This window comes from Desulfomicrobium baculatum DSM 4028 (assembly GCF_000023225.1).
In the GTDB taxonomy this organism is placed as follows: domain Bacteria; phylum Desulfobacterota; class Desulfovibrionia; order Desulfovibrionales; family Desulfomicrobiaceae; genus Desulfomicrobium; species Desulfomicrobium baculatum.
Genome location: NC_013173.1, coordinates 2,768,846 through 2,794,132, shown reverse-complemented (window position 1 = coordinate 2,794,132; position 25,287 = coordinate 2,768,846). Strand labels below are relative to the sequence as shown.

Genomic DNA, 25,287 nt, shown 5'->3' with positions numbered 1-25,287 from the left:
TTATTTTTCAGCAAGGAATCCGGCTACAGGGCTCTGTCCAGAAACAGCCCCACCATTTTTTCTATGGAGTCGGCCAGATCAAGCATTTCGTCGGCGGGGATCTTGCGGATCAGTTTATGGGTATCCGGGTCACGCACCTCGACCTGGACCGTGTCGGTACGCTCGTCGATGTGAAATTTCAGGTTCACGCCCAAGGAAGACATGTAGGAATCTACCGCATCGGTCAGGTTCTGCAATTTCTGCAAGGAAATTTCTTCCGACTGGTCAGACTCCATGCCTTGCTGCCGGTCCTGAAGCCCGCCCGATTCGGCACGGTCCGCGTATTCGAGATCGGATTTGAGTTGAGTCGTGTGCTCAACGGGCGCCAGCAGGTCCTGGGGCTCGTAGGCGAGAGAGGTTATTTTCATGGCGGGGCCTCCTCTTGATGGATGAGTACATCATACTAATCGTCCAGAGGGGAGAAAACTTTAGGCGCGAGAGGCAATTTTGACCTCTTTGGGCGGACGCTGTGTAGTTTTTAAAATTAACACTTTGAAAATAAAGAATAAATTATAAATGGCATTCTGTGTGCAATGTCGCGAGCATACCAGCGTAAGGAGGATCTTATATGTCTTTGGTCATAAATCACAACTTGATGGCGATGAACTCCGCCAGGAACCTGTCCACTTCGTATAGTAACTTGGCAACCTCGACCCGGCGTCTTTCCTCCGGATTGCGCGTGGGCACCGCCGCCGATGACGCGGCAGGCCTGGCCATCCGCGAGTTGATGCGCGCCGATATCGCATCCCTCAACCAGGGTGTCCGCAACGCCAATGACGCCATCTCCATGATTCAGACTGCCGACGGCGCTCTGCAGGTCATCGATGAAAAGTTGATCCGCATGAAGGAACTGGCCACCCAGGCAGCCACCGGCACCTACGGTTCGGATCAGCGTCTGATCATCGATTCGGAGTATCAGGCCATGGCTTCGGAAATCACCCGAATCGCCAATGCCACGGATTTCAACGGAATCTACCTGCTCAACGGAAATCTTTCTTCCTCGAACCAGAATGCTGCGGAATGGAGGCTCGATCATAGCGGAGCCGGCTTGCAGGCCCGCGGAGCCCTGAAGATCCATTTTGGCACCGGCAATGACAGCAGCGAGGATTACTATTACATCGCCATCGGCAACTCCACGGCCTCGGCGCTTGGCGTCGGCAATCAGTCCGACCGCAGTATTTCCAGTGCCGGCTTCAGCATCTCCACCCAGCAGGGTGCGCAGCAGGCGCTCGACGCCATCAACAACGCCATCATATCCAAGGATAAAATTCGGGCCAGTCTGGGTTCTCTGCAGAACCGTCTGGAGAACACCATCACCAACCTGACGATCCAGGCCGAGAATCTGCAGGCTGCGGAATCCCGCATCTCCGACGTGGATGTGGCCCAGGAAATGACGGAATTCGTGCGCAATCAGATCCTGACCCAGTCTGCGGTGGCCATGCTCGCTCAGGCCAACCAGCTGCCGCAGATGGCCATGCAGCTCATGCAGGGTTAATCGGGGATTTATCGGCAAAGGCAATGATCAAAGACAAAGCCGGGGCGTTTGGCCCCGGCTTGTTTCTTTGCGATGCCTCGCGCCGATGCATCCGGCCTTACACATCCTGTTCGAAAAGATCCGGAAAGCGTTTGCGCAACTGCACGAGTGCCTGTTCTGCCGCGCCCTGCTCTGCCTTGCGCATGCTGCGCTCCTCACATTCCACCTCGGTCTTGTCCGGCATGGTGACGACAACGGTGTACTGTTTGGCGTGTTCCGGGCCATGGCTCTCGCGCAATGCATATGAAGGCCTGGCTTTCCAGATGCGCTGGGTGGCTTCCTGCAGCAGGCTCTTGAAATCCCGAGGGCGAAATGTCTCCGGCGGCGTTGGCCACTGCCCCGCATACAAAAAATTGACGCATGTGATCGCGCGCTCCAGTCCTCCGTCAAGGTAGACAGCGCCCAGTACCGCTTCAAGCGCATCGCTCAGCACGGAATTTTTTTCTCTACCGCCCTGCACATCTTCCCCACGGCCCAGAAGCAGGCACGCGCCAAGGTGAATCCTTCGGGCCGCCTGCGCGAGCGCGCCCTCGCTGACCAGCGCCGAGCGCATTTTGGTCAGGTGGCCTTCCTGTACTTCCGGAAATTTACGAAATAATTCCTGGGATACGGCCAGTTCCAGAACCGCATCGCCAAGAAATTCGAGCCTTTCGTTATGCGGACAGCCATGTTCATTGGCGTGAGAACTGTGGGTGAGGGCTTGGATTAAAAGCTTGACTTGCTTGAATTCATAATGGATTTCATTCTGCAGCGCCTGCAGTGCATCCGTTGGAACTTCCAGTGACATTAAGGTTCTCCATGAGAGACGATTATCTTCACGCCCTTTTTTCTCCCCAAGCCATCGCCGTTGTCGGATCTTTCGACAGCGCAGGAGCCTTGGCCCGTGTAGTGCTTTCAAATCTTGAAGGCTGGGGGTATCAGGGGAGGATTGTTTCCGTCAATTGGACCTCCCAGAAAGACCCGCGCGCCCTTGACGATTTGAAAGGGGTCGATCTTGCCGTGGTCTGCCTTGCTCCGGAGTTCGTGCTTGAAGCCCTGGAGCAGGTCGCGGATATGGGCGTCAAGGCGGTCATCATCACCTCCGCCGGATTCCGGGAGATCGGGGGGCAGGGCTACTACCTTGAAGAATCCATCATCCAGCTGGCTGAACGCCGGAATCTGACCCTGCTTGGTCCCAACTGCCTGGGCGTGGCCTCCTGGGCCGATCACTTGAACGCATCGCTCATCGCCCGTCTGCCCAGCCAAGGCAATATCGCCTTTTTCTCGCCGTCCGGGTCCATGTGCAACGCCATCCTGGATTGGGCCGCAAGCGAGGAAATCGGATTCTCCAAGTTCGCAAGCCTCGGCAACCGCGCTGTCATTGATGAAGCGTCCATGCTGCAATTTCTGGCCGAAGACCCGCAGACCAGCGTCATCATCGGATATCTTGAAGGCATGAACAACGGCCGTCGTTTCGCGCGCATCAGCCAGACCATCACCCACGAGAAGCCGGTCATCATGCTGCAGGCCGGCATGACCGAACACGGTCAGAAGGCAATTTCTTCCCATGTAGGGGCCCTGACCGGGTCGGAACGGGCCTACCAGACGGCGCTCAAGCAGGCGGGCATCATCCAGGTGGACAATCTCTCCTCGCTGTTTGATTTGGCACGCATGTTCGGCACCCAGCCGCTGCCCAAGGGGCCGAATCTGGCCATTGTCACCAATTCCGGTGGGGCCGGGATCCTGGCCGCCGACGGCATGGCCGGAACCAGCCTCATCCTTCCGCGCCTTGGCCGTGATACGGCCGCCCGCCTGGTCGATATTCTTCCCCGCCATGCGCAGACATCCAATCTTGTGGATATCGGCATGGACGCCACGCCTGTGCAGTACGCCCAGGCTTTGGACACGGTACTCAAGGATCGGCAGATTCAGATGGCCCTGCTGGTCATAGCGCCGGGACTTGGCGTGGACCTGCCGGCCATAGTGCGCGAACTGGTCGCCTTGCCCAGAGCGGTAGGCAAGGCCGTGGCGGTCTGCCTGATCGGTCAGGAAGGGGTGATGGAGGAGAAACGTTTTCTGCAGCGTCATGGCTTGCCGTGCTATTCGAACCCCAAGGCAGCGCTGGCCAGCTTTGAGGCCATGTTGCGCTATGCCGGGTGGAAGACCAAGTCCTACCCGGTCGAGGTCTGTTACCGCCGAGACAAGGCCAAGGCCGAGCGTTTCTTGCAGGATTGCCTGGATGCCCGCAAAACGGAGTTGTTCGGCTTCGAGGTGCAACCCCTGCTCATGGCCTATGAATTGGGCTTTCCCCGCACGGAGCTGGCCCGGACCAGCAAAAGCGCGGTCAAGATTGCCAAGCGGCTGGCCTGCTCCGTGGCGCTGAAGATCGCGTCTCCGCATATCGAATACAAAAGCGATGTGGGCGGCGTGGAGGTCAATCTGCAGACTTCCGAAGCGGTGCGTCAGGGCTTTGCGCAGTTGACCTCGCGCGTGCAGTGCCAGCGCAGCGAAGCCTTTATCTCGGGTTGTCTGGTTCAGGAAATGATTCTCGGAAAACCGGCGGAAGTTTGCATCCGGGTTCAGCGCGATCCGAAATTCGGCCCGCTGATCCGCTTCGGGCTGTCGGGCAGCCAGGCGGATATTTTCCAGGAGTACTCGATGCGTCTTGCGCCCTTGTCGCTGGAGGACGCAGCAGGGATGATGCGGGAGCTCAAGGTTTTTTCTCTGCTCAAGCGGGAGCGCGGGCGCGACGCGCTGGACTTGAGGGCTCTTGAGGATGTATTGTTGACCGTGTCGCAGATGACGCTGGATTTTCCTGAAATCTACACCCTGGAATTCGATCCTGTTCTGGTCACGTCAAGGGGGGCCTGGGTGGCCGGGGCGCGAATGTCTCTTTTGCCTCAGTCTGAATAGTCGGGCCGTTGATCGGAAAATAATTTCGCAGTCCTGATCGGGAGGGAATATGGTAGGAATTTATGTAGGGGCGACATCCGGCTATTCCGGGAAAAACATGATTGCCATGGGGATCGGGCTCAAGCTGCAAAAAGAGGGCTACCGGGTCGGATACATGAAGCCGGTAGGAGCCTTGCCGCAGGAAAAGAACGGCGTGCTGGGCGATGCCGACGCGTTCTTCGTACAGGATATTCTGGGGCTGAGCGAAAACCCCGCCCTGGTCACTCCGGTGGTCGTGGATCAGGATTTCAAGATGAAGGCCTTCACGGGAAAATGTGAAGACCTGATGCCACGGATCAAGGACGCATACGAAACGCTCGGCAAGAACAAGGACGTCATGATCGTGGCCGGATCGGGCAGCATGTACTCCGGCAAGTATTGCGGCGTGGACGGGATCAGCGTCGTCAAATCTTTGGGCATCAAGTCCATCATCATTGATCGCTACGTTAAAGAGCTGAATTACGACTATCTCATCGCCATGAAGGAACTGCTCGGGGAACAGCTCCTTGGCGTGCTCCTGAACGACATTCCCCCGGCTTTCAAGGAAGAGCTTGATTCCCTTCTGCACCCATTCATGGAGAGCAAGGGCATCAAGGTTCTGGGCAAGATCCCGTCCGACCCGCTCATGGGCGCCATCAAGGTCGCGGACCTGGCCGACCGTCTGGGCGGCAAGATCATCACCGCGCAGGACAAGTCCGAGCGGGTGGTGGAAAATTTTCTGATCGGCACCATGCAGGTCGAGAACTTCATGACCCATTTCCGCAAGAGCAAGAAGTCCGCGATCATCGTCGGCGGCGACCGCTCCGACGTGCAGCTGGTGGCCCTGGAAGGACAGTGCCAGTGCCTGGTCCTGACCGGCAACCTCTACCCCAACGACATCATCATGACCCGGGCCGAGGTGCTGGAAGTGCCCATCGTGGTAGTCCGCGACGACACCTTCACCGTGGCCAAGAAGATGGAAGCCATCCTGTCCCGGCACAAGCTGCGCGACGTGATCAAGATCCAGCACGGCTCCCAGCTGGTCAGCTCCATCATCGACTTCCAGTATATGAAGGAAAGTCTGGGGATTTAAGACCCGGCTATCCATAACGTGCTGCCAGACCCCGATAATTCGGGGGAGGCTCAGACTTCTGACAAACCCTCGCCGTAATTTTCGGCGAGGGTTTTGTTTTGCCCTTGCGTTTTTTTTTGCGGAATCGTCCCGCGCTCTTCCAAAATCGAAGATAGCCACTTCGAGCCCCCGGTCTTCAGTTCTCTTCGCATAACCCTGCCTGCGACGCGATGACATTCTTCAAATGAGTACGTATAAAATTGTTCTATACTCATTCATGAAGAGTATTTTGTTTCATCTATTGAATATATAAATTCGGATAATTTGAAGTGATAATGTAGTTACCAAATTGTATTGATTGCTTTTTATTTGAACTCTAATGGTTATAAAAAAGTATTCTGTTTGTTATGCCGCGTATTTTATGTTTTTTTGCGGGGCAGTCACGGAAAGCGACACATTCAAAATCACGGGAGTGATCATGAGTTACAACGAATCGGACAACAATCTCAAAACCGAGGCGCAGTTGCAGCCGTTGAACGAGTACGCCACTCCCGGTCAGAGTGCCTTGGGCGTTGGCGACAGTAATCTCCCAACCGATGAGGCCAACAACGTCGGGTACATTTTTCATGGCACCTACCAATCGGATACTCTGTTCGGCGGCATGGGCGCCGACACCCTGTATGGAGGCAGCGGCCACGACACGTTGTACGGCGGAGCAGGCAACGACCTGCTGAACGGCGGCATCGGCTTCTATTATGATAGGGACGCTTTGCATGGCGGCGATGGCGACGACACTCTGGTCAGCTGGGCGGGCGGCGACACCCTGGACGGCGGCGACGGGATCGACATGGTCGACTACAGTACCAGGGGCTTCTGGGGGGTCACGGTAGACCTGGGCCTGGGCACGGCCAAGATCAACTACGGCATCGGGGACGATGTGCTCATCGGCATAGAAAATGTCGTCGGCTCAATCTTCCACGACAGTCTTACCGGTGCTGACGTGGCGAACATGCTGGACGGGGGTGGCGGTCACGACACCCTGCGTGGCCTTGGCGGCGACGACACTCTGCATGGCGGCAGCGACGACGACTCCTTGGATGGCGGCGACGGCGATGATTCCCTGGATGGCGGTGACGGCGAAGACACCATGCATGGCGGGGCCGGTGGTAATGATTCCCTGTACGGTGGCGATGGCGCTTTCTCCGACTACATGGAGGGCGGCGACGGCGACGACACCTTGGAGGGCGGCGACGGCGGCGACTACATGGACGGTGGCTATGGCAACGACATCCTGTACGGCGGCGACGGCGACGACCTCATGTCCGGCTACGCGGGCAATGACACCCTGTACGGAGGGGCTGGCAATGACTTCTTGTTGAGCGGCGGCGGCAATGATTCTCTCTCCGGGGGCGCAGGCAATGACATCTTGGGAGGTAGCACGGCGAGTGGGGATTGCACCCTTGACGGCGGCGATGGCAACGACACCATGAGCGGAGGGGTCGGCAAGATCCTCCTGCTTGGCGGCGACGGCAACGACCTCCTGTATGGCTGGGTCGGCGTTGACACCTTGGACGGCGGCGCAGGCATAGACACGGCCGACTACTTCTGCAGCGATGCGGCGGTACGGGTGGACCTGAATTTGACCACGGCCCAGAGCGGTGGCGATGCCGAGGGCGACTTACTGACGGGCATTGAGAATCTCACGGGCTCGGACTTCAACGATACGCTCATTGGCAACGGTCAGAACAACGTGCTCTCCGGCCTGAGCGGCAACGACTCCCTGGTCGGCGGAAGCGGCAACAACAGTCTGTCCGGCGGCGACGGTGATGACATCCTGCGGGGTGGTGTCCATGGCGACACCCTGGACGGCGGCGCGGGCGTAGACACGGTCAGCTATGAAAGCAGCGGCTTGGGGGTCGACGTGGACCTGAACCGCCAGGGCGGCGGCCAGACCCAGCCGGGTGTCGGCGGACCAGGCTTATTGAATGATGCTAAAGACGATGTGCTTACGGGAATAGAAAACCTCACCGGATCGAATTATGGTGACAAGCTCACCGGCGATGGCAATGACAATGTGCTTTCCGGTCTGAACGCTGCCGACACCTTGTACGGTGGCGGCGGCGACGACTCCCTGTATGGCGGTGCCGGCTTCGACTTCCTAATGGGCGGTGCCGGGGCGGACCTCCTGGACGGCGGAACATACACTGACACGGCCAGCTACAGCGCCAGCGACGCGGCTGTGAACATCGACCTGCGGCGCGCTGGCGCCCAGTCCGGCGGCGACGCCCAGGGCGACACTCTGGTCGGCATCGAGCGCGTCATCGGCTCGAACCACAACGATACCATTATCGGCAGCAACGGAACGGACTACCTGTACGGCATGGACGGCAATGACGATGTCAGGGCCGCCTATGGCAATGACACTCTGGATGGCGGAGCTGGCGCCGACACCCTGTGGGGCGCTACGGGCACAAACCTCCTGCTTGGCGGCGATGGCGACGACAAGCTCTACGGTCAGGGCAACAACGACACCCTGGCCGGTGGAGCCGGGGCGGACCTGCTGGACGGCGGGACGGAGACCGACACGGCGGACTACAGCGCGAGCAGTGCGGCAGTGAACATCGACCTGCGGCGCGCTGGCACCCAGTCCGGTGGCGACGCCCAGGGCGACACTCTGGTTAGCATCGAGCGCGTCATCGGCTCGAACCACAACGATACCATTATCGGCAGCAACGGAACGGACTACCTGTACGGCATGGACGGCAATGACGATGTCAGGGCCGCCTATGGCGACGACACTCTGGATGGCGGCGCGGGCACCGACACCCTCTACGGCGGCAGAGACAAGAACCTCCTGCTTGGCGGCGACGGCGACGACAGTCTCTATGGAGCCTCAAACAACGACACCCTGGTCGGCGGTGCCGGTGCTGACCTCCTGGACGGTGGAACGGAGACCGACACGGCGGACTACAGCGCCAGCTCTACATGGGTGAATGTGAATCTGAGCCTGAGCACGGCGCAGACCGGCGGCGGCGACGGCAACCACGCCCTGGGTGACACCCTGGTGAGCATCGAGAACGTCACTGGTTCGCAGTATGACGATAGCATCACGGGCAACGGATGGAACAATGTTCTGGACGGCGGCGACGGCGCTGACAACCTGGACGGCGGCGGTGGGCGCGATACCCTGGACGGCGGCGCTGGCAACGACTTCCTGCTGGGCGGCGCTGACAACGACTCCCTGTATGGCGGCGACTGGAACTTTTCCGACACCCTGGACGGCGGCGACGGCGACGACACCCTGGATGGCGGCGCCGGCCGCGACTCCCTGCTGGGCGGCGCTGGCGACGATTCCCTGTATGGCGGTGACGAGGACTTTTTCGACACCCTGGACGGCGGCGACGGCGACGACACCCTGAATGGCGGCGAAGCTTACGACTCCCTGCTGGGCGGCGCTGGCAACGATTCCCTGTACGGCGGCAATGAATCCTGGAACGACACGCTGGACGGTGGCGCGGGCAACGACACCCTGGTCGGCGGTGCCGGGTCTGACCTCCTGGACGGTGGAACGGAGACCGACACGGCGGACTACAGCGCCAGCAGCACCTGGGTGAATATTGACATGAATCTCGCCACGGAGCAGACCGGCGGCGGCGACGGCAACCACGCCCTGGGCGACACCCTGGTGAGCATCGAGAACGTCACTGGTTCGCAGTATGACGATAGCATCACGGGCAACGGATGGAACAATGTTCTGGATGGAGGCGACGGCGCTGACATCCTGGACGGTGGCGCTGGGCGCGATAACCTGAACGGTGGCGCGGGCAACGACTCCCTGGACGGCGGCGCAGGCGACGACTTCCTGCTGGGCGGCGCGGGCAACGACTCCCTGTATGGCGGCGAAAGGAACTTTTCCGACACCCTGGACGGCGGCGACGGCTACGACACCCTGGACGGTGGCACAGGCGACGACTCCCTGCTGGGCGGCGCTGGCAACGACTCCCTGTATGGCGGCGACTGGAACTTTGCCGACACCCTGGACGGCGGCGACGGCGACGACACCCTGAATGGCGGCGAAGCTTACGACTCCCTGCTGGGCGGCGCTGGCAACGACTTCCTGTACGGCGGCAATGAATCCTGGAACGACACCCTGGACGGTGGCGCTGGCAACGACATCCTGGTCGGCGGTGCCGGTGCTGACGTCCTGGACGGTGGAACGGAGACCGACACGGCGGACTACAGCGCGAGCGATGCGGCTGTTCAGGTGAACCTGAACCTTACCACGGCCCAGACCGGCGGTCATGCCAAGGGAGATGTGCTCACCGGCATCGAGAACCTCACAGGTTCAAACCACAACGACGTGCTCACCGGCGACGGTCGGGCCAACGTCCTGTACGGCGGCGACGGCAACGACCAGCTCATCGGCGGTGCCGGGGCGGACCTGCTGAACGGCGGCGCGGGCAACGACACGGCTGACTACAGCACCAGCAGCGCGGCTGTAAACATCGACCTGCGGCGCACCGGCGCCCAGTCCGGTGGTGACGCCCAGGGCGACACCCTGGTCGGCATCGAGCGCGTCATCGGCTCGAACCACAACGATACCATCATCGGCAGCAACGGAACGGACTACCTGTACGGCATGGACGGCAATGACGATGTCCGGGCCGCCTATGGCGACGACACTCTGGATGGCGGCGCGGGCAATGACTCCCTGTGGGGTGCTAAGGACGTAAACCTTCTGCTTGGCGGCGACGGCGACGACAAGCTCTACGGCCAGGGCAACAACGACACCCTGGTCGGCGGTGCCGGGGCGGACCTGCTGGACGGCGGAACGGAGACCGACACGGCGGACTACAGCGCCAGCAGCACCTGGGTGAATATAGACATGAATCTCGCCACGGCGCAGACCGGCGGCGGCGACGGCAACCACGCCCTGGGTGACACCCTGGTGAGCATCGAGAACGTCACTGGTTCGCAGTATGACGATAGCATCACGGGCAACGGATGGAACAATGTTCTGGATGGAGGCGACGGCGCTGACACCCTGTACGGCGGCGGTGGGCACGATACCCTGAACGGTGGCGCGGGCAACGACTCCCTGTACGGCGGCGTCGAAGCCCAATACGACCACCTGGACGGCGGCAGCGGCAACGACACCCTGGATGGCGGCGCTGGCAACGACTTCCTGCTGGGCGGCGCTGGCAACGACTCCCTGTATGGCGGCGACTGGAACTTTGTCGACACCCTGGACGGCGGCGACGGCGACGACACCCTGGATGGCGGCGAAGGCCGCGACTCCCTGCTGGGCGGCGCTGGCAACGATTCCCTGTATGGCGGCTTCGAAGCCTATAGCGACCACCTGTACGGCGGCAGCGGCGCTGACACCCTGGACGGCGGCGCTGGCTACGACTTCCTGCTGGGCGGTGACGGCAACGACTCCCTGTATGGCGGCGAAAGGAACTTTTCCGACACCCTGGACGGCGGCGACGGCGACGACACCCTGGATGGCGGCTATGGCCGCGACTCCCTGCTGGGCGGCGCTGGCAACGACTTCCTGTACGGCGGCAATGAATCCTGGAACGACACCCTGGACGGAGGCGCGGGCAACGACACCCTGGACGGTGGCGCGGGCAACGACGTGCTTTATGGCGGCGGTGGAATTGATTCCCTGTTTGGCGATGCCGGGAATGACATCCTGCACCTGAACCCGGCCACAACCGGCCTGCTCGACGGCAGCGGAACCATCCTGCCGACGCACATCGGTATGCTCGATGGCGGAGCCGGAACAGACACTCTGGTTCTGGACGGTCACGACGGCAGCGGTGTGACGCTCGACCTCTCCGCCCTTGTCACAGCAGCGAAGATCACCGGCATTGAGCGCATCGACATCACCGGCGGCGATGACGACAACAATATCCTGACGCTCAAAGCCAGCGACGTCTTCGCCACCTCCGGCGGCAACTCGCTGTACATAGACGGAGACGCCGGCGACAGGGTGACCACGACTGATACCGGCTGGACAGCAAGCGTGGACGTAACCATGAATGGCCAAGCGTATCATCATTACGTCAATGAAAGCTATAACTTATACGTTGATGCGGATATAGGCCAACTGAATATCATTCACTCTTAGCGGTGCGCCTGATTATGACCTGATACCTTGGCCACTGCTGGGCGCTGATTTCCAAAAGCTCCCGGTGGTCGCGCCGGGTCTCAGACTACTGACAAACCCTCGCCGAAATTTTCGGCTAGGGTTTGTTTTTAGGTATCTGCGATCAGGCCATCCATGGAACCATGCTCCGGGTAGAGGCTCTCCCTCAGGTTTGCCGTCCGCGCACAGAATGAGTTGTGACATGGCGCTTGAACGACAAAACCCCCGTCATGTGACGAGGGTTTTGAGGTGACGCTTTTCAGCAGTATGGGGTCCCGAAAATTCAGAGACTGTTTTAAATTTCGCGGATGGCCTGGGTCAGCTTTTTCTGGTCGTCCTTGAAGAGCTTGTAGTTGATGGAGTCCTCCAGCGCCTGGCGGCTGGCCTCGATGATGTTGTAGGACACGCCCACCGTGGTCCAGCGGCTCTTCTGATCCCCGGATTCGATCAGCACCCGCACCACCGAGGCCGTTCCGCTGTGGCCCTCTTCCTTGTTCGCCACGGCCAGGACCCGCACCTTGAAGTCCATCAGACGCATTTCGTTCAGGTTCGGGTAGAACCGTTCCAGCCCCTTGCGCAGGGCGCAGTCCATGGCGTTGACCGGTCCCTTGCCCGTGGCCGCCGTGTGCTCGACCATCCCGCCCACGCGCAGCATGACCGTGGCCTCGGTGAAGGGTTCGACGCCCTCGGTGAAGACCGAGTCCAGGATGCGGAAGCTCATCAGTCTAAAGTAGTTGCGCGCCCGGCCCAACACCCTGTTGACCAGCAGTTCGTAGGACGCTTCGGCGGCGGAGTATTCGTAGCCCTGGTCCTCGCGGTTCTTGAGCTCCGTCAGGAGTTCAAGAACAAAGGGATCGCCCTTGTCCAGCTCGAACCCGTACTGCTTGGCCTTGAAAAGAATGTTCGACTGCCCGGCCAGGTCCGAAAGGATGATGCGCTGCTTGTTACCGACCAGCTCGGGTTCGATGTGCTCGTAGGTGCGCGGGTTGCGGCGCACGGCCGCGACGTGCACCCCGCCCTTGTGCGTGAAGGCGGATTGCCCCGTGTAGGGCTGGCGCTTGAAACAGCGCAGGTTGGCCACTTCGGCCACAAAGGCCGAGGTGTCGGTCAGGCGCTCCAGATGCCCCTGGGGTAGGCAGGAATAGCCCATCTTGAGTTCCAGATTTCCGATGATGGAGCAGAGGTTGGCGTTGCCGCAGCGCTCGCCGTAGCCGTTGATGGTGCCCTGCACCTGGACCGCCCCATGGCGCACGGCGGCCAGGGAATTGGCCACGGCCAGCTCGCAGTCGTTGTGCACGTGGATGCCAAGGCGCGCCTTGGGCAGACGCTCGCGCACGGTGTCCATGATGGCGGCGATTTCCTCCGGCAGGCTGCCGCCGTTGGTGTCGCAGAGCACCAGCAGGTCCGCCCCGGCGTCCATGGCCATCTGCAGGCAGGAAATGGCGTAGTCGGCGTTCTTCTTGTAGCCGTCGAAGAAATGTTCAGCATCGTAGAAAAGCTCATCGGCATGGGGGCGCAAAAAGGCCAGGGAGTCGCGGATGAGTTCGAGGTTGCGCTCCAGCGTGATCTTGAGCGCGTCGGTGACGTGTATGTCCCAGGTCTTGCCGAAAATGGTCAGCACCGGCGCTTCGGACTCGATGAGGGCCAGCAGGTTGGCGTCGCTCTCAGCCGTGCCCTTGGCGGCGTGGGTGGAGCCGAAGGCGGCCAGTTTGGCGGTGCTCAGCTGGTACTGCTTCATCTCCGCGAAAAAGCGCTTGTCCTTGGGGTTGGAGCCGGGCCATCCGCCTTCGATATAGGCCACGCCAAGCTGATCGAGTCTGGTGGCGATGCGCAGTTTGTCTTCGGTGGACAGGTTCAGCTCTTCGGATTGGGTGCCGTCGCGCAGGGTGGTGTCGTAGATCTGGATGGTGTTCATTGTGCTCCTGGCGGTGTGCGCCGTTCATGGTTCCATGCCCGGCGGGCCTGGCGTGTTTTGTAATGAAAAAGCCCCCGAACCTTGCGGCCGGGGGCTTATTGCTTACGTGGATGACCGCTTGCGCGGACGCCTCACTCCCCCGGCCGTGATTTTTCAATCACGGAAATGATAATAATGGAAATGGGGGCGATGATGTTTTTCATGGTGTTTTTCTCATGAAGGTGATGAACAATGGAGAATCGATTGTCAAGCATGATCTTTGGCTCCAAGCCTCGGATCAGGCAGGGTAGCTTGGTTTTCGCATGGTCTCCAGCACGATTTTCGCCGCCCGGGCCGTGGCTCCGCCATTGCCGAGCAGGCCGGGCAGTGTGCCCAGCTGTTCCAAAACGTGGGCGCGCGCGGGAGTGTCCTTTATCCATTGCGACATGGTTGCCGCCAGGGCCGAGGGGTTGGCATCGCGCTGCAAGAATTCAGGAAACACGGATTCGCCCAGGATCAGGTTGGGCAGGGAGATGAAGGGCACCTTCACCAGCATCCGCCCCAACAGATACGTCAGCGGCGAAAATTTGTAGGCCACGGCCGTGGGCACTTCGAGCAGGGCCGTCTCTAGCGTAGCCGTGCCCGAAGCGGCCATGATGGCCCGGCAGGAGCGCATGAGTTCGTAGCGGGATGAACTGTCGACCAGGGTGACGGGGGTCTCGGAGGTCCAGCAACTGTTGATCAGATCGCGGTCCATGCCCGGAGCCACGGGCAGGACAAATTCCAGGCCCGGATGGCGGGCGGCCAGCAGGGCGGCGGCGCGGGAGAATACGGGCAGAAGGGACGTGATCTCGCGCTTGCGGCTGCCGGGCAGGATGCCGATGCGGTTTGGGAGCGGCTTCGTTGCCAGGATTTTCTGTGTTCTGAGGGAATCAAGCAGGGGATGGCCGACATAGTCGATGGCCATGCCGTGGCGGGCATAGAAGTCGACTTCAAAAGGAAGGATGGAGACGAGGCGATCCACGTGGCGGCGCAAAAAATCCACCCGGCCCTCGCGCCAGGCCCAGAGCTTGGGGCTGATGTAGTACACGACGGGGATGCCCAGGCTCTGCGCAATGCGGGCCACGCGGAAGTGAAAATCAGGGGCGTCGATGACGACCACCACATCTGGACGAATCGTTGCCAGCTGGCCTTTCAGGACGCGTAAAAGATTCATGATTTTGGGTAGCTGGGCCAAAACCTCGGTGAAGCCCATGACCGACAGATCCTCGGTTCGCAGCTGGGCTTTGACCCCCTCCTCGCGCATGGCCGGTCCGGCCATGCCCATGAACGAGGCTCCGGGACACTGCTCTCGCAGGGCCTGGACCAGAAGCTGGCCATGCAGGTCGCCGGAGGTTTCGCCTGCGTTTATCCAGATGGTGGGCGCGTTTGTCATGGCGTGGCAGTAATTCTTTGGCGCCAAAATAACAAGAAGCCCGAACCCTTGCCCTGTCCAGACCTTTGGCATAGGTGAGGCCATGCGTGAAAATACGGTCATCTCCCTGCACAAGCTTCTCTTTGCGGCCTACGTGCTGGGCCTTATCGTGGGATCTTTGGTTCCGGTGGACATGTCCGGGGCCCCGGACCAGAGCGACAAGGCTTTTCACTTTCTGGCCTATGGCCTGATGGTTTTTTTCTGGCCTGCGGGCTGGAAAGGTTTTCGGCTGTCTCCTTTCTGGCTGGCGGCTGGCCTTGGGCTGCTGCTTGAAATTGCCCAGGGCGCTTTGCCCACGGGGCGATTCATGGAACTCTGGGACGTGGCGGCCAACACACTCGGGGCTGGAATCGGCGCGGCGGTCGCGCTGCTGCGCGTTAAACATGCGGGAAGGTCGGCATGAGCCTGGCGGAGTTGTGGGCGCAGATTCTCTGGCCGCTGTGCAAGCTCATCGGCCTTGTGTCCGTGGGCCTTTTTGTCGGCAACCTCGTCGAGGCCATGCACTGGACCCGTTTCATGGCGCGTCTGGCCAACCCGCTGACCCGCATCGGGCGCATGTGCGAAATCTCGGCGGCCAGCTTTTCCATGGCCTTTGTTTCCGGCATCACGGCCAACACCATGCTGGCCGAGGCCTACGACCAGGGCAAGCTGTCCCGCCGCGAACTCATCTTGACCAATCTCTTCAACAGCCTGCCGACCTACTTCCTGCATCTGCCGAGCATGATCTTCATCACCGTGCCCATTCTCAAGTCTGCGGCCGTGGTCTACCTGGGCATCACCGTGGGCGCGGCCCTGCTGCGCACGGTTCTGATCCTCTTCATCGGGCGGATTCTTCTGACCGGGATCGACCGCTGCCATGCCATGGACCTGCCCGCCGAGGAAAAGCTTGTGGCGCGTCAGGTCCTGGAGAAGACGTGGAAGCGTTTCCGGCGGCGCATCAGAAAGATCGTCATGATCACCGCCCCCATTTATGTCGGCGTGCACTTCATGAACAAGTTCGGGATGTTTACAGCCGTTGAGCATTTTCTGGCCGAGCACATGAGCGCCATGTCCTGGCTGCACCCGAAAGCCGTGGGTATCATCGTCTTTCAGCTGGCCGCCGAGTTCTCCGCAGGCATGGCCGCCGCCGGGGCGCTTCTTGACGCGGGCTCCATGTCCGTGCGCGATGTGGTCATGGCCCTTATTGTCGGCAACGTCCTGTCCTCGCCCATGCGCGCCTTTCGGCATCAGTTTCCCTACTACGCAGGTATCTTCAGGCCGAAGCTGGCCCTGGAACTCATCATCTGCAGCCAGGGCTTCCGCGTGGCCAGCCTCATTTTCTGCGGGGCGGTGTATTACTGGGTAAGTTGAGCGGAAAGAGAAAATTAAAACCTAAAACTTAAAACTTAAGACAAGAATCATTTTCCCGAACGACATGCGGCCGGCTGGCGTCATGGCCTTGAGCCCCGCCGGAACTCCCTCGCCGGCCTCGTAGGGTTGAATCGTTGCGTGACGAGCGGAAAATTTTCGGCAGCGCGTCAGGCAACGATTCAACCAACGATGCCTGGCTCGGTCAAACAGCCGACGAGTCTCAAGACCATGCCGCCAGCCAGCCTTGAGCCCGGTCGGGATTTTTTTGCCTTTGGCGGGCAGGGGGACTCCCCCCTTGCGTACCGCCACGCCGACCCGCGCCCAATCTCAACGCGCCCAATCTCAAGGCTCCAAACAAAAAGAAAAACCCGGGGGGTTAGCCCGGGTTTTTTGTGATGGTTGTTTAGCGGCGTGGTCCGCCGCGATCGCCGCCGCGCGGTCTGTCCCCGCCGCGCGGTCTGTCGCTGCGCGGGCGGTCGGAGCGGGGCTGAACCGGCTCGGGCTCTTCGCCCAGTTCTTCGAGGATGATGGCCTTGCGGCTGAGCTTGATGCGTCCGGAAGGTTCGATGTCGATGACACGGACGCGGATGGCGTCGCCTTCCTGGACCACATCCGTCACCACGTTGACGCGGTCACGGGCCAGCTGCGAGATGTGGCACAGGCCTTCAAGCCCGGGCAGGATCTCGATGAACGCGCCGAAGTCCATGATCTTTTTGACGATGCCGTCATAGTCCTTGTTCAGTTCGGCCTTCTGGTCGTAGTAGAGCACCATTTCCCGGGCCTTGGCCAAGGAGACGGAATCCGGGGCGAAGATGGAGATCTTGCCCGAATCGTCGATGTCGATGTCGGCCTTGGTTGCTTCGCAGATGGCTTTGATGTTCTTGCCGCCGGGTCCGATGACTTCGCGGATCTTGTCCTGCGAAATGTGCACGATGTCCATCTGCGGAGCAAACTTGGACAGCTCGCCTCTGGGGGCGGCGATAAGCGCCTCCATCTGATCGAGGATGTGCACGCGGGCGTCCTTGGCCTGGTGCAGGGCTTTCTGCATGACTTCGGCCGGGATGCCCGCAATCTTGATGTCCATCTGGATGGAGGTCACGCCGTCGCGGCTGCCCGCGACCTTGAAGTCCATGTCGCCCAAGTGGTCTTCGTCACCGAGGATGTCGGTCAGGACGAGGTATTCGTCGCCTTCCTTGATCAGGCCCATGGCGATGCCCGCGATGGGGGTCTTGATGGGCACGCCCGCGTCCATGAGCGCAAGGGTGCCGCCGCAGACGGAGGCCATGGAGGAGGAACCGTTGGATTCCATGATGTCGGAGACGACACGGATGGTGAACGGGAACGCGTCCGGCTCGGGCAGAACAGGATTCAGGGCTCGCTCCGACAGGGCGCCATGGCCGATTTCGCGGCGTCCGGGGGCGCGCAGCATGCGGGCTTCACCCACGCTGTACGGCGGGAAGTTGTAGTGCATCAGGAAGCGCCTGGATGTATCGCCGGCCAGGGTCTCGATGCGCTGCTCGTCGCGGGTGCTGCCGAGGGTGCATGTGCACAGGGCCTTGGTCTCGCCGCGCGTGAAGATGGCCGAGCCATGGGTGCGAGGCAGAAAACCCACTTCCATGATCAGGGGACGGACCGTGGTCAGATCGCGGCCGTCGATGCGGATCTTGTCGGTCATGATACGCTGGCGGACGATCTTCTTCTCCAGCTTTTCCATGATCTCGCCAACGCCCCTGATTCGTTCGGGAGTCTCGGCGTATTTCGCCATCAGGGCTTCCATCAGATTCTGCTTGACCTTTTTCTTGGCATCGCGGCGATCCATCTTGCCGGGCACTGCCAGGGCTTCGGTCAGAGGAGCGGTGGCAAGTCCGGCCACGGCTTCAATCAGTTCCGTGTCTTCGGTCGGGGGAGTGACCGTGAATTTCTCTCTGCCAAGCTCCTTGCGCAGCTCTTCCTGGGCATCGAGCAGGGGCCCGAGCTGGGCGTGTCCCCAGGCTACGGCCTCGGTCATGATGTCCTCGGACAGGAACTGGGCTCCGCCTTCGACCATGACCACCGCGTCGCGCGAACCGGCCAGGATCATGTTCAGCTGGCTTGTGGCAAGCTCCGTGGCCGTGGGATTGAGGAGAAATTTTCCGTCACGATAGCCCACGCGGATGGCCGCAATGGGACCGGCGAAGGGGATCTCGGAGATGTGCAGGGCCGTGGATGCGCCCAGCATGGCCAGGATGTCGGCGGAGCGCTCCTTGTCCGAGGAGATGACCGTGGCGATGACCTGGATCTCATTGGTGCAGCCCTTGGGAAAGAGCGGACGGATGGGGCGGTCCATGAGCCGGGAGGTCAGGGTCTCGTGCTCGCTGGGGCGGCCCACTTCGCGGCGAAAATAGTTGCCCGGGACGCGACCGGCGGAATAGAGCATTTCCTGATAGTTGCAGGTCAGGGGAAGAAAATCCACGACCCGGTCCAGGGCCTGATGGGTGGCCGTGACCAGAACGACGGTGTCGCCCCACTGCACGGTTACGGCACCGCTGGCCTGCAGCGCGAGCTTGCCGTGTTCGATGATGATTTCACTGTCGCCCATGGGGATGGTGCGTCTGGTGGTCTGAAAAGCTGCCATAGTATGCCTCATGATGGTTTGGGCACTCCGGGAGGGCAGCGGCGGCGGGTTTGGTGTTTAGGGTATGGTTCAACGAGGGTTGAGCCATGCACTAAACACAAAACCGCAGGCATGAAGTGCTGCCGGGAGTGCGGTTCAAAAAAGGGCAGGCGGGACCCCAAGGTCCCGCCTTTTTAGATGTCTACTTGCGCAGACCGAGTTTTGCGATCAGATCGCGGTAACGCTGAATGTCTTTTTTCTTCAGGTAGTTCAGAAGCTGTCTGCGTTTGCCGACGAGCTTCAAGAGACCTGTGCGGGAATGGAAGTCCTTCTTGTGACCCTTGAAATGGTCAGTCAGGTACGTAATCCGCTGGGTCAACAGTGCTACCTGCACTTCAGGAGACCCGGTATCGGTTTCGGTTTTGCCATATTCCTTTACAACTTCAGCCTTGCGTTCAGGGGTTAAGACCACAGCCATATCCTCCGGTTATCATGTTTCTTCCACCTGACCATATCCACGTTGCGAACCAGAGCCGTCAGGCTTGCCAAAGCCCGCGCAGGATGACCCAGGACAGGACGCCCGTGCGCATGCCCGCTTCCATCAGGGCCAGGGGGGCCCGATCGGCAGAGAGCATGAGCGCCCGGTCCCCTTCCTGGGCCGGATAATCGGGAAAGAGGCTGGTTGGCAGCCATGCCCCGTTCTGGACCAGCGCGGTCTGCTCGGGGTCGAGCACGAGCTTGGGCCAGTGGGGCAGGGCATTTGTCATGGGCAGGACCAGCTCATGAAGCTGATCCCCGCTTTCCAGCACCGTTTCCAGACTATGAGCCTGGGCGAGGGTGAACGGGTGGCTTGCCTCCCGCTCCAGTTCGCTGAGCACCGCTCCGCACCCAAGTCGCATCCCCAGGCTGTGGGCCAGGGAGCGGATGTAGGTTCCTGCGGAACAGGTGACTCGAAAATGAACACTCGGCAGCTCCATGGATAGAAGCTGCGAGTCGAAAATTGTCACATCCTTGACTTTGACCGGGACCTCTTTACCGGCCCGGTGCAAGGCATACAGGGGCTTGCCCTGGTGCTTGGCCGCCGATACGGGGGGCACTTCCTGGCTCATGGTCCCCTTCCAGCCGAGGACTTCACTCCGCACTGCTTCCGGGTCCAGGTGTTCCCAGGGTGCCTCGGAGAGCACCTTGCCCTGCACATCGTAGCTGTCCGTGGCCTGCCCCAGGATCAGGCGTCCCCGGTAGGTTTTGCGATCATCGCTCAAATACCCGGCCAGCTTCGTGCCCTGTCCGAGCAGGACCACCAGCACGCCCGTTGCCATAGGGTCGAGGGTGCCGGCGTGGCCGATTTTTTTTTGCCCCAGGCGGCGCTTGATCTGATTCAGGCAATCCGCAGAGGTCGGGCCTCCCGGTTTATGCAAAACCAGCACCCCGTCAAGTTGTTTCAGGCCCGGGACGCTCATGAGTTGGCCAGCTCCTCGGTTACGGCCTGGATCATGGTCGTTTTGGCCTGGTCCATGTCCAGGAGCAGGGTCCCGCCGGCAGCGTTGCGATGACCGCCGCCGCCAAAGCGGAAGGCCACGGTCTGCACGTTGGTGCTGCCTTTGGAGCGCAACGAAAATTTGATGCCCTGGTCTTCCTCGCGCAAACTGATGGCCACCTGCACCCCGCTTACATAGAGGACGGTGTTGACCAGCCCCTCGGTATCCTCGGGGCCTGTCCCCGTCTGCTCGAATAATTCGCGCGTGAAGGAGATGAGGCAGATCCGTCCGTCCGCGTACAGGCGTGCCCGTTGCAGGACAGTGCCGCGCATCTGCAGCTGGTTCAGGGTTCCGGTGGATTGTTTCTGCTCGTGGAAAGGTCCGGGCAAAAGACCCAGACGCAGGATTTCGGCAGCCATTTCAAGTGTTTCAGGACGAGTGTTGTTGAAACAGAAGTCTCCGGTGTCGGAGATGAGCGCCAGATAGACATACTCGCCCAGGAGGCCCACCAGCGGAACGCCGAGCTTTCGGGCCAGCATGCCGACCATCTCGCCCACCGATGAGGCGCGTTGTTCGACCCAGTTCACGGTGCCGAACATGGGATTTCCCAGGTGGTGGTCGAAGTTGAACACCTTCTTGGTTTTCAGCCACGGCGCGATGAGGTCTCCGGCACGCTCGGCGCTGCCGCAGTCCAGAACGATGAGGTTATCCGGTTCTTCTTCGGGCAGCTGGGTCAGAATTTCGCGTTTGGGCGCAAGCCATTCGAACCGGCGCGGGATGCCGGACTCGTTGAACAGACGGACCTTCTTGCCCAGGGTATCGAGCAGCTCTCCCATGGCCAGCATGGAACCCAGGGCGTCACCGTCCGGGGAAACATGGGCGAGGACCAGGAAGTTGTCCGCGTCCCGGATCTGCTCAGCTATCTGTTTCAGGAGGGGCATCGTACACCATGTCCTCGAGAAAGGTGTCCCACTGGAAGCGCAAGTCCGGGATGCCGCGCAGGTTGAGCTCCTTGCTCAGTCGCGAACGCAGGAAACCCTTGGCGTGGTAGAGTGCCTTGGTGATCTCCGGCTCCGCCGCGCGTCCGCGCAGATGAGTATAGAGAACCTCGGCGATGCTGAAATCCCGGTTCAAACGCACTCCCGTGATAGTGACAAGGGCAAGGGTCGGGTCCTCGACTTCCTGAATCAGGAGCGAGGCCAGGACCTGCATGATCTGATCGCCCATCTGAATGGCGCGTCTCGAATTACTTCTTTGCATAAAAAATCAGGCTCCAAATACGTTCATGTCGGCATGAACAAGCTCGTCGGCGGTGGAAGCTTCCACCATGGCCAGGACTTTGGACAGACGGCTGTGCACGTGTGCCGTGTCGTTGGAAACCGTAACCACTCCGAGAACCAGGACCTGATGGGAATCCTGGGCTTCGGTTTCGGCCACGGACACATTGAAGGTGTTGCGCAGCTTCTGCTTCAAACTGTTGGCGCTTTTTCGTTTTTCCTTCAAGGAAAAAACGCCATGCAGCCTGAATTCAAGGCGCAGGGTGCCGATGATCATGGCTGAGTGCCGCTCGTGAATCCAACGTGCTGAAAAAATGAAAGGCATGGATTCCCGCCAGCGCGGGAATGACACGGATGCGACGCACGGTTCCGAGCGTCATCCCCGCGCTGGCGGGGATCCATGCCTTCGTTTTCGTGCCGTGAAGATCGCTGTCGATCTTCACGGCCGCCCAGGCCTAGATGGTCCGGGCTTCCTCGACCAGTTCGAAGGCTTCGATGATATCGCCGACCTTGATATCATTGAAGTTCTCCAGGCCCGCGCCGCAATCGTAGCCCTTGGTCACTTCCTTGGCGTCGTCCTTGAATCGCTTCAGGGAGCTGAGCTTGCCGGTGTAGATGACCACGCCGTCGCGCAGCAGGCGGATGCCCGCATTGCGCCTGAGCTTGCCGTCGCTGACCATGCAGCCGGCGATATTGCCGATCTTGGGCACGCTGAAGACCTGCTGCACATCGGCCTGACCAAGGTACACTTCCTTGATGTCGGGGGAGAGCATGCCGGACATAGCCGCCTTGATGTCATCCACCAGTTTGTAGATGATGTCGTAGAAGCGGATGTCGACCTTTTCCTGCTCCGCCACTTCCTTGATCTTGGCCGTGGGGCGGATGTTGAACCCGATGATGATGGCATTGGAGGCCGATGCCAGCAGAATGTCGGACTCGGTGATGGCTCCGGCGCCGCCATGGATGAGGACGATCTTGATCTCGTCCGTGGACAGCTTGCGCAAGGCTTCGGAAATTGCCTCAAGCGAGCCCTGCACGTCGGCTTTAAGGAGCAGGTTCAGGTTCTGGGCCTCTTCACCGGCCTTGGTGGCCAGGAAGCTTTCCAGCGTGACCTTGGATTCCTTGGCCAGCTCCTTATCGCGATGCTTGACGCGGCGGTCCTCGGCGATCTTGCGGGCAACCTTCTCGTCCTTGACGATGACGAACTCGTCGCCTGCCTCGGGGATGCCTTCAAAGCCCTGGATCTCGGTCGGGATGGCCGGTCCGGCGGTCTTGATCTGCCGGCCCTGGTCATCGAACATGGCGCGGACCTTGCCGCTGATCATGCCGCAGACAAAGGCGTCGCCCTGGGTGATCTGGCCTTCCTGGATGAGAACCGTGCCCACGGGACCGCGACCCTTGTCCAGCTTGGCCTCGACGATGTGACCGCGACCGGGTTTGTCCGGGTTGGCCTTGAGGTCGAGCACTTCGGCCTGCAGCAGGATAAGTTCGAGGAGTTCGTCCAGGCCTTCGCGCTTCTTGGCCGAGACGTGGGCGAAGATGGTGTCTCCGCCCCAGTCCTCGGGCATCAGGCCCAGATCGGACAGCTCGCGTTTGACGCGGTCCGGATCGGCTCCTTCCTTGTCCATCTTGTTCACGGCCACGACGATGGGAACGCCCGCCGCCTTGGAGTGGCTGACGGCTTCCTTGGTCTGTTCCATGACGCCGTCGTCGGCCGCTACGACCAGGACGACAATGTCCGTGACCTTGGCGCCACGGGCGCGCATGGTCGTGAACGCCTCATGGCCGGGGGTGTCCAGGAAGACAATCTCGCCCCGTGAGGTGGCCACATGGTAGGCGCCGATATGCTGCGTGATGCCGCCGGCTTCGCCGGAGGCGACGCTGGTGGAGCGGATGGCGTCAAGGAGCGAGGTCTTGCCGTGGTCGACGTGGCCCATGATGGTCACGACGGGCGGACGGGGCTTCAAGTCTTCGGCCTTGTCCGCTTCCTTGGGCAGCAGGAAATCGTCTTCGGAGAAACCGGCCCTCTCCACTTCGTACTTGAATTCGGCGGCCAGGAGCAGGGCCGTGTCAAAATCCAGGGATTGGTTGATGGTGGCCATCACGCCCAGGGAAAAGAGTTTTTTGATCAGGTCCTGGGCCTTGATGCCCATCTGATGGGCCAGGTCCGTCAACCGGATGGTGTCGTCGATCCGGATCTTGCGCTTGGATGCCTTGAGCGGCTGCGTGTTCTGGGCCTGGGCCCGGGCTCCGCCGGCTCTGCGCGCCTCGGCGCGCTGGGCCTTCTTGCCCTTGCCCATGGAGAATTCTTCCTTGCGGTACAGATCGGCAGCCTCCACCGTGCGGCGGCCCTTCTTCTTCTTGCCGCGGCTGTCCTTGGCGCCTTCACTTTCGGGAGCGGGGCGGGGCGGAGCGCCGAGGCTGGGCGGACCGGAGGGACGCGGGGTGCTCGGACGCGGGCCACCGGGGCCACCAGGACCGCCTGGGCCGGAGGGGCGCGTGCCGGGTCCGGAGGGACGCGGGGTATAGCCTGCCGGTCCCATGGGGCGCGCTGCCGGTCCCATGGGGCGGACTGGCTGGCCATCGACACGGGTATCGGGAAATTCGACGATGGTGGGTCTGGAGATGATCTTGACCTGAACGGAGGGAGGAGCGGGCTTGGCTTTTTTGGCCTTCTTGCGGGCGCGCCCGGCTTCTTCCGATTCGCCTTCGGTTTCCGCAGCGGTTTCGCCGGGAGTCTCGGCGGATGCCGTGACCTTTTCTTCCGCAGCGGCGGGAGCGACAGTGGCCGATTCCGCGGCAACAGCCTGCTCAGGGGCCTCTTCCATGGCGGCAGGTGCTTCGGTGACCGGGGCTTCGGCCGCAGGGGCCTCTTCCACCGCAGGCTTGTCTGCCTCGGCTGCGCTGCTCGGGGCTTCCTCGATGATGCGCGCCGGAGTGACGATGACCGCACGTGAAGGCTTGCGCGTCTTGGGCTTCTCCACCGTCTCTTCGGGCGCTTCCACCTCGATCGGGGCGGGCTCTTCGGCCGGGGTTTCAGTGGCCGCGACCTTGTGCCGCTTGCGCACGATGACGCCCGTGGTGGCGCGCGTGTCCACGACCTGGGGCGTTGCGGCCCGGTTCTGGTGGTGATTGCGGACCTGTCCGACTTCTTCGTCGGTCAGGCTGCTCATATGGCTCTTGGCCGGGATTTTGAGTTCCCGCAATAACGTCATTAAATCCTTGCTGGAGATATCAAGCTCCGTGGCAAGGTCTCTCACCCGCAATCTAGTGGACATGCCCAACCCCCTTACATTTCTTCTGCCAGCCCTTGAATCGCTCGAATTTGTTCCGGCACGCCGCATCGCGGCAAAGATAAAAACCCCGTCCCGGTGTTTTTCCGGTGCTGTCAGCGGTCAGAGTGAGCTCTCCGTGAACAGGGCAGGTAAATCTATATAGTTCGTCTTTGGAAAAACGCTGCCTGCAGATCACGCACATGCGTATCGGTCCTTGGGTGCAGGCAGTCTTGTCATCCG

General features: G+C 60.8%; 18 protein-coding genes. 6 read left to right on the top strand and 12 right to left on the bottom strand.

The features are described from left to right. Positions 1–23: 23 nt before the first annotated feature. The gene (locus tag DBAC_RS18010; RefSeq protein ID WP_015774599.1) at positions 24–407 is read right to left on the bottom strand and encodes a flagellar protein FlaG; all 384 of its coding nucleotides are present in this window, start codon (positions 405–407) and stop codon (positions 24–26) included. Between the two features lie 200 nt (positions 408–607). Here DBAC_RS18010 and DBAC_RS12170 point away from each other — a divergent pair, with 200 nt between their 5' ends. After that, positions 608–1,534, top strand: a complete 927-nt coding sequence (locus tag DBAC_RS12170) for a flagellin N-terminal helical domain-containing protein (protein WP_015774598.1) — start codon at positions 608–610, stop codon at positions 1,532–1,534. 97 nt (positions 1,535–1,631) lie between these two features. On the opposite strand, the gene rnc is transcribed toward DBAC_RS12170, so the two are convergent. Continuing rightward, positions 1,632–2,360, bottom strand: a complete 729-nt coding sequence (gene rnc, locus DBAC_RS12165; protein ID WP_015774597.1) for a ribonuclease III — start codon at positions 2,358–2,360, stop codon at positions 1,632–1,634. Positions 2,361–2,371: 11 nt separating this feature from the next. On the opposite strand from rnc, the gene DBAC_RS12160 reads away from it, so the two are divergent. The 3 genes from DBAC_RS12160 (at position 2,372) to DBAC_RS19875 (ending at position 11,688) form a co-directional block, all read left to right on the top strand. Then, a complete protein-coding gene (locus DBAC_RS12160) occupies positions 2,372–4,465 on the top strand; it encodes an acetate--CoA ligase family protein (protein WP_015774596.1) in 2,094 nt (697 codons plus the stop codon). 49 nt (positions 4,466–4,514) lie between these two features. Continuing rightward, positions 4,515–5,576: a phosphotransacetylase family protein gene (locus DBAC_RS12155; RefSeq protein WP_015774595.1), complete on the top strand. Its 1,062-nt coding sequence runs from the start codon at positions 4,515–4,517 to the stop codon at positions 5,574–5,576. A gap of 457 nt (positions 5,577–6,033) precedes the next feature. After that, positions 6,034–11,688, top strand: a complete 5,655-nt coding sequence (locus tag DBAC_RS19875; protein WP_015774594.1) for a calcium-binding protein — start codon at positions 6,034–6,036, stop codon at positions 11,686–11,688. A 313-nt stretch (positions 11,689–12,001) separates the two neighbouring features. Here the strand turns inward: DBAC_RS19875 and cimA are convergent, their stop codons facing one another. Together cimA and lpxB are read right to left on the bottom strand one after the other, a co-directional pair. Further along, positions 12,002–13,621: a citramalate synthase gene (cimA, locus tag DBAC_RS12145; RefSeq protein ID WP_015774593.1), complete on the bottom strand. Its 1,620-nt coding sequence runs from the start codon at positions 13,619–13,621 to the stop codon at positions 12,002–12,004. A gap of 277 nt (positions 13,622–13,898) precedes the next feature. After that, positions 13,899–15,035, bottom strand: coding sequence for a lipid-A-disaccharide synthase (lpxB, locus tag DBAC_RS12140; protein ID WP_015774591.1), 1,137 nt, complete (start codon positions 15,033–15,035; stop codon positions 13,899–13,901). 82 nt (positions 15,036–15,117) lie between these two features. On the opposite strand from lpxB, the gene DBAC_RS18005 reads away from it, so the two are divergent. Both DBAC_RS18005 and DBAC_RS12130 read left to right on the top strand, forming a co-directional pair. Then, positions 15,118–15,477 carry a VanZ family protein gene (locus DBAC_RS18005; RefSeq protein WP_015774590.1) on the top strand — a complete coding sequence of 120 codons (360 nt, stop codon included), beginning with the start codon at positions 15,118–15,120 and terminating at the stop codon, positions 15,475–15,477. After that, complete coding sequence (locus DBAC_RS12130; protein WP_015774589.1) at positions 15,474–16,424, top strand: membrane protein; 951 nt, start codon at positions 15,474–15,476, stop codon at positions 16,422–16,424. Before DBAC_RS18005 ends, DBAC_RS12130 begins: the two co-directional genes overlap by 4 nt. A gap of 403 nt (positions 16,425–16,827) precedes the next feature. Here DBAC_RS12130 and pnp read toward each other — a convergent pair whose 3' ends face one another. From pnp to DBAC_RS18430, 8 genes are all read right to left on the bottom strand, one after another. Further along, positions 16,828–19,038 carry a polyribonucleotide nucleotidyltransferase gene (gene pnp / locus DBAC_RS12125; protein WP_015774588.1) on the bottom strand — a complete coding sequence of 737 codons (2,211 nt, stop codon included), beginning with the start codon at positions 19,036–19,038 and terminating at the stop codon, positions 16,828–16,830. 181 nt (positions 19,039–19,219) lie between these two features. Beyond that, the gene (gene rpsO, locus DBAC_RS12120; protein WP_015774587.1) at positions 19,220–19,489 is read right to left on the bottom strand and encodes a 30S ribosomal protein S15; all 270 of its coding nucleotides are present in this window, start codon (positions 19,487–19,489) and stop codon (positions 19,220–19,222) included. A 64-nt stretch (positions 19,490–19,553) separates the two neighbouring features. After that, complete coding sequence (gene truB, locus DBAC_RS12115; RefSeq protein WP_015774586.1) at positions 19,554–20,477, bottom strand: tRNA pseudouridine(55) synthase TruB; 924 nt, start codon at positions 20,475–20,477, stop codon at positions 19,554–19,556. After that, positions 20,474–21,436 carry a DHH family phosphoesterase gene (locus tag DBAC_RS12110; RefSeq protein WP_015774585.1) on the bottom strand — a complete coding sequence of 321 codons (963 nt, stop codon included), beginning with the start codon at positions 21,434–21,436 and terminating at the stop codon, positions 20,474–20,476. The genes truB and DBAC_RS12110 overlap by 4 nt, the downstream gene beginning before the upstream one ends. After that, the gene (gene rbfA / locus DBAC_RS12105; RefSeq protein WP_015774584.1) at positions 21,411–21,755 is read right to left on the bottom strand and encodes a 30S ribosome-binding factor RbfA; all 345 of its coding nucleotides are present in this window, start codon (positions 21,753–21,755) and stop codon (positions 21,411–21,413) included. The genes DBAC_RS12110 and rbfA overlap by 26 nt, the downstream gene beginning before the upstream one ends. Positions 21,756–21,761: 6 nt before the next feature. Then, entirely contained in the window at positions 21,762–22,049 is a 288-nt protein-coding gene (locus DBAC_RS12100) for a DUF503 domain-containing protein (protein WP_015774583.1), read from the bottom strand. Between the two features lie 178 nt (positions 22,050–22,227). Continuing rightward, positions 22,228–25,050 carry a translation initiation factor IF-2 gene (gene infB / locus DBAC_RS12095; RefSeq protein WP_015774582.1) on the bottom strand — a complete coding sequence of 941 codons (2,823 nt, stop codon included), beginning with the start codon at positions 25,048–25,050 and terminating at the stop codon, positions 22,228–22,230. Next, on the bottom strand, positions 25,040–25,249 hold the full coding sequence (locus DBAC_RS18430) for a YlxR family protein (protein ID WP_015774581.1): 210 nt from the start codon (positions 25,247–25,249) through the stop codon (positions 25,040–25,042). The genes infB and DBAC_RS18430 overlap by 11 nt, the downstream gene beginning before the upstream one ends. Between the last annotated feature and the right edge of the window lie 38 nt (positions 25,250–25,287).